This is a genomic window from Jatrophihabitans sp. (genome assembly GCF_036388195.1).
GTDB lineage: Bacteria > Actinomycetota > Actinomycetes > Mycobacteriales > Jatrophihabitantaceae > Jatrophihabitans_A.
In genome coordinates this window covers 1-8,758 of sequence record NZ_DASVSG010000081.1, presented here as the reverse complement: position 1 = coordinate 8,758, position 8,758 = coordinate 1, and the positions used below count along the sequence as shown (strand labels likewise).

Here is an 8,758-nt window from a genome sequence, read left to right as displayed (position 1 = left end):
GTAGAGCCTCAACTGAGCAGGAGCGCCTTCCAGCGCGATCGGGCCCGGGTGCTGCACTCCTATTCGTTCCGGCGGCTCGCGGACAAGACCCAGGTCGTCTCACCGGGTCAGGACGACTTTCCGCGCACCCGGCTGACCCATTCGCTGGAGGTCGCCCAGGTCAGCCGCGAGATGGGCGCCGCGCTCGGCTGCGATCCGGACCTCACCGATGCCGCGGGCCTCGCGCACGACCTGGGGCACCCGCCGTTCGGCCACAACGGCGAGGACGCCTTGAACCAGGCGGCCAAGGACTGCGGCGGCTTCGAGGGCAACGCCCAGACGCTGCGGATCCTGACCCGGCTGGAGGCGAAGGCGGTCACCGCCGAGGGCGAGTCGGCCGGGCTCAACCTGGCCCGGGCGACCCTGGACGCGGTGTGCAAGTACCCCTGGGCGGCGAGCGGGGCCGATGCCGGGAAGTTCGGCGTCTACGACGATGACCGGGCGGCCTACGACTGGCTGCGCGACGGGCGCCCTGACGGCGAGCGGTGTCTGGAAGCGCAGGTGATGGACTGGGCCGACGATGTCGCGTACTCGGTGCACGACGTCGAGGACGGGGTGCACTCGGGCCACATCCGGCTGGGTGAGCTGGCCTCGGACGCCGAGCGGCAGGCCCTGTGCGAGCAGGCCGGCCGGCTCTACTCGCCACTGACCGCGGCAGAGCTGCAACCGGTGCTCGACAGCCTGCTGCGGCTGCCGGCGCTGGCCGACCTGGCCGGCTACGACGGCTCCTATGCCGCCCAGGCCAAGGCCAAGCGGGCCACCAGCGAGCTGACCGGCCGGTTCGTCACCGCCGCCGTCCGGGCGACCCGCGAGCGGTATCCGGACGGGCCGCTCGGCCGGTACCGGGCAGAGCTGATCGTGCCGGGCCAGGTGCGGGCCGAGTGCGCGCTGCTGAAGGCGATCGCGTTCCGCTACGTGATGCGCCGCGACGGCGTCGAGCAGTCGCAGTCCCAGCAGCGGCGGGTGCTCACCGAGCTGGTCGAGGTGCTGCTGGACCGCGCTGAGCAGGCGCTGTCGGAGACGCTGCGGGAACGCTGGCGGCAGGCCGACGGGGACGCCGGCCGGCTCCGGGTGGTGATCGACCAGGTGGCGCAGTTGACCGACTCCTCGGCGCTGGCCTGGCACCGGCGGCTGGTGGCCGGCTAGCTCTGGCAAGAAAGGTCAAACCTTCACATGCCGGGAAAGATCAAACTTGCCCAGGCCGGAAGCTTGTCAACTTACACATAGACTCGCCATCATGGCGGGCCGGATACGCGACGAGGACATCGCCGCCGTCCGGGAACGCTCCGACATCGCCGAGGTGATCGGCGAGCACGTCCAACTGCGCAACGCCGGCGGCGGCAACCTCAAGGGCATCTGCCCGTTCCACGACGAGAAGTCCCCGTCGCTGTCGGTCTCTCCGTCGCGCGGGCTGTTCCACTGCTTCGGCTGCTCGGCCGGCGGCGACGTGATCCGGTTCGTCGAGCGCATCGAGCACCTGTCGTTCAGCGAGGCGGTGGAGAGCCTGGCCAGCCGGGCCGGCATCCAGCTGCGCTACGCCGACGGCGGCCCGGGCACGCACCGGCAGTCCGGGCAGCGAGCCAGGCTGATCGAGGCGCACACCGTCGCGGCGGCCTTCTACCAGGAGCAGCTGGCCAGCCCCGAGGCGCAACCGGCCCGCGATTTCCTCACCGGGCGCGGCTTCGACGCGGCGGCCAGCAACCAGTTCGGCTGCGGCTACGCCCCGTCCGGCTGGGACTCGCTGACCAAGCACCTGCTCGGGCGCGGCTTCGCTCCGGCGGAGCTGACCCTGGCCGGGCTGTCCCGGGAGTCCGGACGCGGCTCGCTGATCGACCGGTTCCACCGCCGGCTGCTCTGGCCGATCAAGGACGTCGGCGGGGAGGTGGTGGGCTTCGGCGCCCGGCGCATCCACGACGACGACAAGATCGAGGCCAAGTACCTCAACACCCCCGAGACCCCGATCTACAAGAAGAGCCAGCTGCTCTACGGCATGGACGTGGCCAAGCGCGAGATCGCGCGGCAGCGCCAGGCGGTGATCGTCGAGGGCTACACCGACGTGATGGCCTGCCACCTGGCCGGGGTCACCACCGCGGTGGCCACCTGCGGCACCGCGTTCGGCGGCGAGCACGTCAACGTGATCCGCCGGCTGTGGTCGAGCAACAGCGCCGAGGAGGCGCAGGCCACCACCAAGGTGATCTTCACCTTCGACGGCGACGCCGCGGGGATGAAGGCGGCCGAGCGGGCCTTCAAGGACGAGCAGAAGTTCCTGGCCCAGACCTTCGTCGCGATCGACCCGGCCGGCAACGACCCGTGTGACCTGCGGCAGTCCGGCGGCGATCCGGCGGTGCGGGCGCTGATCGAGTCCAACGTCCCGATGCTGCGGTTCATGCTGGGCACCATCATCAAGCGCTTCGACGTCGACACCGTCGAGGGCCGGGTGGCGGCGCTGAACCTGACGGTGCCGCTGGTGGCCCAGATCAAGGACCCGTCGCACCGCTTCGAGTACGCCCGCGAGCTCGCCAAACTGAGCGGGGTGCCCAATCCGGACGAGATCCTCAACCGGGTGCGGGGGATGGCTCGGGCGGGGGAGAGCCAGCAGCGGCCCCAGCCGCCCGCCCCTGTGCAGGCCGGATCGGTGCCCGGGGTCCCGCCGAGGGTGGGCCAGGCCGAGCGGGAGGTGATCAAGGCGGCGTTGCAGCTGCCCGAAGTGGTCGCCGAGCAGTTCGATCAGCTGGGCCCGCAGGCGTTCCTGACCGCGGTGCACCAGCAGTTGCAGGCTGCGATCGCAGCCGCTGGGGGCGCCGCGGCCGGCAAGACCGGACCGGCCTGGGTGGAGCGGGTGTCCGAGCACCTGCCGCCCGACTCGGAGGCGCGGGCCGCGGTCAACGCGCTCGCCGTCGAGCCGCTGCGCTCGGGTGCCGACGCCCAGTCTCGGTACGCCGAGGCCATGGTGGTCAACCTCGCCGAGCAGGTGGTGGCCCGGGAGGTGGCCCAGTTGAAGTCGCGGGTGCAGCGGCTCGATGCGGTCGGTGACGCGGAGGAGCAGGGCAGGTTGTTCGGGCAGCTGATGCAGCTGGAGCAGCGACGGCGGGCGTTGCGGTCCAAGGCCATCGGGGACGCGTCCTGATGGCGCTGTTCGGCCGGCGGCTGCGCACCCCGGCGCAGTTGCGCTCGCTGTTCGCCGACAACGAGCGGGTGCTGGCGATGGCCGAGGACGGGCCCGCCGCGGTCGCCGCCACCCAGTTCGGGCTGTGGCTGCCGGTGGGGGCGGCCTCAGGGGCTGCCGGCTCAGCGGAGGCGTCCGGCGGTTCCGCGGCCGGCTGGCGGCGGATCGGCTGGGATCAGGTGGTCAAGGCGACCTGGGGCGAGGACGGCCTGCGCGTCATCGAGGGAGTGCTCGATGACGCGGGGGTGGTCACCGACCTGCCGGCGCTGACGCTGCGGCTGGCCGAGCCGCGGAACCTGCCGTCGGTGGTCAAGACCCGGGTCGAGGCGAGCATCGCCCGCTGGGAGCAGGTGCGGGTGCCGGGTGGCACCGGCCGGATCGTGGCCCGGCGCCGGCCCGGCACGGACGGCCTGGTGTGGACCGCGCGGCTGGATTCCGGCACCCCGGACTCCGAGCCGGCGCGGGCGGCGCTGGCGGGGTACCTGGAGGGGATGGCCAAGCTGACGCCGGAGCAGCTGTTTCCGTCCTGAGACCCACGCCACGACCAGGTCGGGCACAATCGCCGCATGGATGGATTGGGTGGTTTCAGTTCGGTTTTTCCCTGGGTGTTCGGCGCCGCGGTCGTGCTCGTCGTCTGCGGTTGGATCTACTCGGCGATGACGTTCATCCGCAACCGTCAGGTGTTGCGGCAGGCAGGCCTCGATCCCATGACGGCCGAATCGCAGCTCGCGATCCGGCTGATGCGAAGCCAGGCGCTGGGTGAGCCGTCAGCATCGAGCAGGCTGGCCGAGCTGGGTGACCTGCGAGACCGGGGACTCATCACCGCGGAGGAGTACGACGCGCGCCGAGCCCAGATCATCGCCGGTATCTGACGGCAGCCGAGGGCCGGTGATGAGGCCCTGGTCGCGTGAAACGGCTCAGTACCGGTGGCCGTTGACGCTGACCGAGTCGGACCGCTGGGCGGTCGCCACCCGGCCGCCGAGCCGGCTCTTGGCCCGCTCGGCCGCGCCGGCGGCTTGCGCCTGCAGAACGCCGGCGGTGGCCTGAACGGTCTGGCTGCCGGCCACCCGGCGGGCCAGCGCGACGATATCCTCATAGCGCTCGCGACCGGCGCGGGAGCCGAGCACGTAGCCGACAGCGATGCCGAGCAGGAATCTCATCCCTCATCTGCCTTCCGCCTGAGGTGGTCTCCGGCCTCCCAGTGTGCCCTGGGCCGGGGCGCGCGGCGAGCCCCGGGTCCGATGGGTTACCCTTCTTCCTGCTGCCTGCTCGCCCGTCGGCTCACCCTGCCGGTCGGTCAGATGGCTCGCACGATCCCCCGTAGCTCAATTGGCAGAGCATTCGACTGTTAATCGAAGGGTTACTGGTTCGAGTCCAGTCGGGGGAGCAAGGTTTCGGGCCTCCAGCGTTCGCGTGGAGGTTCTGGATCGTTTCTGACGCCGTCTTCTCCCGGACCAGCAACGGGATCGTCGGGCCGCAGTACCGCCGACGCCGCTAGCTGGACCCGTCGACGACTACGGGTGGTCGTCGTACCTCGGGTAGCGGACGCTGACCACACCGTCGGCGCTGCGGGACACCTCCACGATCTCCCTGGTGTAGCGGTCCTTGCCGTGGGGGGTCAGCGCGACATCGGGGTCGATGTTCACCCGCCACGCATGGTGGTGTCGGGCGTAGACGTCGGTCGGTCTGCCGTTGATCACCTTGGCGCAGACCGACAGAGATGTCGTTCCATCGGCCTCTGTGTGAACGACGAGCATGCCACGATCGGTGGGAATGGGCATTGCTGTGCCTACCTTTCTGATCGATCGCCGGTTGGGAATTCCAGGGGCGAAGGCTTGGGCTGGCCGGCGCCGAACATCACCTGCCGCCAGTCGCCGGCATAGCAGAACACTCCGGCGCGGGTAGTGATCCCCAGGCGGTGGGGCAACCGTGATGCGTAGATGTGACGCGGCACGCTGCCCATGGAGTAGACGCTGTCGAGGTCGCGCCACAGCGATATGCTCAGCACGGTTCGGGTCCGCCAGTCGCGCAGCATCACCGCGCCGAGGTAGCCCTCCGCGAGTTGGGCCACCTGCCGTTTGATCCGTCTGTGCAGCGCCACGACGATCACCATGACTGAAAGGCTCGGGCATTCGAACCGGGTGATCATCACCTGACCTCGGGTGGGGTCGATGGTGAACGCCGGGCTCAACCGGTGACGCTCATCAGGATCGTGCCTAGCCCCGCGGCCAGCATCGCTGCGCTGGTCGCCCAACGAGTCCGTCGTATCCATGTCCAGTCCATCCCCCCTCTCATGGCCACGGCCCATGCGGTCGTGCTCAGGGTGATCACCCCGGCCGTGGCGGCCAGGCTGAAAGCCACCAGCGCGCCGGGGGCCATCCCCGGATCCAGCAGGGTCACTGCGGCGAGGGACAGCCACAGCAGCGATGACGTTTTCTGGGTGGTGATGAGGAGGCCGAGGTCGAAGCCCCAGGTCAGTCCGAGGGTTCCGGGCGGCAGCGACCGGACCAGGCGTTGAGGCACTTGACGCCACACATGCGGCGTACGCCCGGTCAGGTCCGCCAGGGCTAGGGCGAAGGCCAGGCCGACGAGCAGGACCACCCTTGTCGACGTGGGCAAGAACCGCCCGGCGAGGTGCCCGGCCAGATACAGCGGTACGGCCAGGACCAACCCCGCGATGACGCCGCCTATCGCGAGGCCGGCCAGGAAGCGGGCGCCGCTGGCGCGGCTTCGCTGCAACATCGGACCGGCGACCCCAGCCATGGACAAACCTCAAGGGCTCAGCACCTGCAAGAGCGCCCCAGCCACACCCATGATCACCCAGACGGTCACCGCACAAGCCCTAACGCGGCCAGCAGGCGTAGGCGGAGTACCTGTAGCCGGAGGTCTCGCAGCATTGGCACTGATACGGGATCCCGCCGTTGGAGTAGTAGCAGCGCCAGGAGTAAACCGCATTCGACATGCAGTTCTGATAGCCGATGTTCGCCGGGCAGTGGGCGAGATTGCAACATCCGCAACCACCGGCGGCGGAGGCGCTCGGCGCTCGGCCGAAGGTTGCGCCTGCTATGACAAGCCCGCCGGCCCCGACGCGGGCGAGGAACTTGCGCCGGCCGATCCGTGGCGGATTCTCCCCGGTGGGGTCAGGTAGCTGCGCTGTCATACCGTCTCCTTGGTCGTCGGATAAGTGGTCTGTCATCCGTCTACGTGGCCGGGGCCACTGCGGACTGCAGTGCCGCGACATCGGTGAACACCAGCGCCGAGCTCAGCTGGCCATCCCGCAGGATCAGCGCCGAGGGGCTGGTCAGCACGCCGAATTCCGTAGTCACCCAAGCACCCTCGACATCGACGTACACCGAATCCCGCGGCAGGCCGTGTTCCCGCACGAAGGCCTCGGCACGGTCGGGATCGGCAGTGGAGAGGACCACGCCGGTGACATAGCCAGTCATCGGTTCGAAGCGGTCACGCAGCTGCCCTGCGACCTGGACACAACTGGCACACGAAGTGCTCAGCACCAGCAACACCGCGTCGGTGGCCGTCGCCAACGGAGCCAACTCCCGAGGCCATGCCTGGGGGCGCTGTCCGACCTTCGCCTCCTGGAGCGGACCGGTGGCCGCGGGCGCAGGGCCGACCCGGGAGTACAACTCCCCGAGCATCGCGAAGAACATGATCATCACGGCCGTCAACAGCAGGACCATGAATGCCAGCACATAGATCATCAGCCGGTACCCCTACTCTGTAAGACTTTGCGGCCTCGCAACCCGAGTGAGGGCGCCAGGTCCCTGATCATGTCCTGGTACAGCCAGCCGGCGAGCACCACCGCGGTCGCGGCCGTGCCCAGCATGGGCAGCCCCTCGGGCGCCGCCCACCCACCGGAGCCGACCCGAAGCAACAACGCCGACGAGCCGGCGAGGATGAAGCCGAAGGCCACGTTGCGGGCTCCCAGTGACCTGCCGCCGGCCCGACCGAAGCAACCACAGGGCATGCCGAGCCCACGGTTCGAAGCGACGATGCCGGCGCCGGCGAACGTGGCGCCGAGCACCACTCCAGCTACGGCGCCTGCTCCGCGTGCCGCCGGCGCCGACAGGGCGAGCGCCGTACTGACCTCGGCCACCGCCACCACTCGAGCAAGCACCACCGCGCGCGATCCCACCGCGGGCGCCAACTCGCCGATGGCTCGGCTCAAGTGCGCCGGGACTGCCAGCTTCGCCATCCCGGCGCAAAGAAGGGTGCCGGCGAGCACCGCAGCGAGAGCATCAAGGAATGCGGCTACGGCCATTGCATCGCCTTTCCCTGGTTATGCCGGAAAACGTTATCAGGCATTTCATCTACCTGCCAAGAACCAATTCAATAAACATTTACCCACTCGCCCGCATCCGTCTGAACTCACCCGCAGCGCAGCTCGAGGTGCGCGGTTTTAGCCGCTCCTCGACCGGCGGACGAGGCGCTAGCCGCAGCGGAGGCGAGGTGGGGCGTTGTCGCCGGAGCCTGCCGCACCTGTGCAGCGGCGCGAAGCGGTCCAAGCCGTGTCAGCCCAGAATCTTGTTCTATTCAAAGGAGATCCATGCTACCTTTCCCTGGACGGCCGACAGCGCCTGCGTGGAGGCCGGACGCCTTCTCGGGCCGGGCGTGCATCCGTATTCCCCCAATCTGAAAGCGCTGATCGACGGTGACGGTCGCAATGAGGGAGCCGAGCAATAACCGATCAGGCGCGTCGTGGGATGGAAGGAAATACCCGTCAGGCCCAAGATCTCGCGCTGCCACTATCGTGCGTGTGTGCGCGCCTACTGAAGGGGCCAGTTACCCGAATGCTTTCGCTAGTGTGTGCAATATCGTACTAATGGAGGACGGTATTGCACATAAATGCGTATGACCTCGTGCTGGAGGTTGCGGTCGGCAACCATGGCTACGTGAGTGTCCGTGATGCCATGGCTGCCGGCATCGACCCCGTCGTGCTGCGCAAACTGGTGGCTGCGGGGCGGTTGGAGCGCACGGCCCAAGGCGTGTACCGGGTGCCGTTCCTTGCCGCCGGCCCGCATGCCGCATATGCGGAGGCCGTCGCGTGGACACGTGGATGCGGGGTGATCTCCCACGAGTCCGCGCTCGATCTCCTTGAACTGTGCGACGTCAACCCTCCGCTGATCCACCTGACCGTGCCACGGGGCTACGCGCCGCGCCGACGTGGCGGTGAGGCCTACCGGGTCTGGCGACACGATCAGGCTCCGGTGAGCGTCATCGTCTACGACGGCCTTCCGGTGGTGCGTCCAGTGGACTCCATCCTCGAATGCCTCGTCTACGGCACCGAGGCTCGGCTGTTGCTCCAGGCCTGCGAGACCGCGGCGCGTGCGGGCTACCTGGCTCGCGAGGAGCGCATGCTGCTGGAGGCCCGGCTGCGGTCCCCGCAGCGAGCGGTGCGGCGGTCTCGATGACTGCCGAATCGCGCGGGCCACCCGGCTTCTGCGACAGGCGGCGCCTGCCGCGTTGCGGCTCTCGCGGGCTGCCGCTGGCTTCGCTGCTCGACCGCATGTCGCTTCGTGACAATGTCGCAGGCTCCCG

General features: G+C 69.3%; 11 protein-coding genes and 1 tRNA gene. 6 read left to right on the top strand and 6 right to left on the bottom strand.

Features of this window, described 5'->3' with window-relative positions; genetic code table 11:
* Positions 1-12: 12 nt before the first annotated feature.
* From VF612_RS08625 to VF612_RS08610, 4 genes are all read left to right on the top strand, one after another.
* The gene (locus tag VF612_RS08625; protein ID WP_408659447.1) at positions 13-1,185 is read left to right on the top strand and encodes a deoxyguanosinetriphosphate triphosphohydrolase; all 1,173 of its coding nucleotides are present in this window, start codon (positions 13-15) and stop codon (positions 1,183-1,185) included.
* Between the two features lie 91 nt (positions 1,186-1,276).
* On the top strand, positions 1,277-3,166 hold the full coding sequence (dnaG, locus tag VF612_RS08620; RefSeq protein ID WP_408659446.1) for a DNA primase: 1,890 nt from the start codon (positions 1,277-1,279) through the stop codon (positions 3,164-3,166).
* Positions 3,166-3,735 (top strand): hypothetical protein, encoded by a 570-nt coding sequence (locus tag VF612_RS08615; protein WP_408659445.1) that lies wholly within the window; start codon positions 3,166-3,168, stop codon positions 3,733-3,735. Before dnaG ends, VF612_RS08615 begins: the two co-directional genes overlap by 1 nt.
* A gap of 36 nt (positions 3,736-3,771) precedes the next feature.
* Entirely contained in the window at positions 3,772-4,077 is a 306-nt protein-coding gene (locus VF612_RS08610) for an SHOCT domain-containing protein (RefSeq protein ID WP_408659444.1), read from the top strand.
* A gap of 45 nt (positions 4,078-4,122) precedes the next feature.
* Here the strand turns inward: VF612_RS08610 and VF612_RS08605 are convergent, their stop codons facing one another.
* A complete protein-coding gene (locus VF612_RS08605) occupies positions 4,123-4,365 on the bottom strand; it encodes a hypothetical protein (RefSeq protein ID WP_408659443.1) in 243 nt (80 codons plus the stop codon).
* Positions 4,366-4,519: 154 nt separating this feature from the next.
* Between VF612_RS08605 and VF612_RS08600 the strand changes: the two genes are divergently transcribed.
* Positions 4,520-4,592: transfer RNA gene (locus tag VF612_RS08600), tRNA-Asn, on the top strand.
* A gap of 127 nt (positions 4,593-4,719) precedes the next feature.
* Here the strand turns inward: VF612_RS08600 and VF612_RS08595 are convergent.
* The 5 genes from VF612_RS08595 to VF612_RS08575 form a co-directional block, all read right to left on the bottom strand.
* Complete coding sequence (locus VF612_RS08595) at positions 4,720-4,905, bottom strand: hypothetical protein (protein WP_408659442.1); 186 nt, start codon at positions 4,903-4,905, stop codon at positions 4,720-4,722.
* A gap of 89 nt (positions 4,906-4,994) precedes the next feature.
* The gene (locus VF612_RS08590) at positions 4,995-5,396 is read right to left on the bottom strand and encodes a hypothetical protein (protein ID WP_408659441.1); all 402 of its coding nucleotides are present in this window, start codon (positions 5,394-5,396) and stop codon (positions 4,995-4,997) included.
* Positions 5,393-5,968: a hypothetical protein gene (locus tag VF612_RS08585; RefSeq protein WP_408659440.1), complete on the bottom strand. Its 576-nt coding sequence runs from the start codon at positions 5,966-5,968 to the stop codon at positions 5,393-5,395. The genes VF612_RS08590 and VF612_RS08585 overlap by 4 nt, the downstream gene beginning before the upstream one ends.
* Positions 5,969-6,405: 437 nt before the next feature.
* Positions 6,406-6,921, bottom strand: a complete 516-nt coding sequence (locus VF612_RS08580) for a hypothetical protein (protein ID WP_408659439.1) — start codon at positions 6,919-6,921, stop codon at positions 6,406-6,408.
* The gene (locus VF612_RS08575; protein ID WP_408659438.1) at positions 6,921-7,481 is read right to left on the bottom strand and encodes a MauE/DoxX family redox-associated membrane protein; all 561 of its coding nucleotides are present in this window, start codon (positions 7,479-7,481) and stop codon (positions 6,921-6,923) included. Before VF612_RS08575 ends, VF612_RS08580 begins: the two co-directional genes overlap by 1 nt.
* A 598-nt stretch (positions 7,482-8,079) precedes the next feature.
* On the opposite strand from VF612_RS08575, the gene VF612_RS08570 reads away from it, so the two are divergent.
* A complete protein-coding gene (locus VF612_RS08570; RefSeq protein WP_408659437.1) occupies positions 8,080-8,631 on the top strand; it encodes a type IV toxin-antitoxin system AbiEi family antitoxin domain-containing protein in 552 nt (183 codons plus the stop codon).
* Positions 8,632-8,758: the final 127 nt, after the last annotated feature.

Excerpts from the sequence above, each read along its gene's own strand:
- dnaG (WP_408659446.1), top strand. The coding sequence starts at position 1,277 with ATGGCGGGCCGGATACGCGACGAGGACATCGCCGCCGTCCGGGAACGC.
- VF612_RS08615 (WP_408659445.1), top strand. The coding sequence starts at position 3,166 with ATGGCGCTGTTCGGCCGGCGGCTGCGCACCCCGGCGCAGTTGCGCTCG.
- VF612_RS08610 (WP_408659444.1), top strand. The coding sequence starts at position 3,772 with ATGGATGGATTGGGTGGTTTCAGTTCGGTTTTTCCCTGGGTGTTCGGC.
- VF612_RS08605 (WP_408659443.1), bottom strand. The coding sequence starts at position 4,365 with ATGAGATTCCTGCTCGGCATCGCTGTCGGCTACGTGCTCGGCTCCCGC.
- VF612_RS08585 (WP_408659440.1), bottom strand. The coding sequence starts at position 5,968 with ATGGCTGGGGTCGCCGGTCCGATGTTGCAGCGAAGCCGCGCCAGCGGC.
- VF612_RS08580 (WP_408659439.1), bottom strand. The coding sequence starts at position 6,921 with ATGATCTATGTGCTGGCATTCATGGTCCTGCTGTTGACGGCCGTGATG.
- VF612_RS08575 (WP_408659438.1), bottom strand. The coding sequence starts at position 7,481 with ATGGCCGTAGCCGCATTCCTTGATGCTCTCGCTGCGGTGCTCGCCGGC.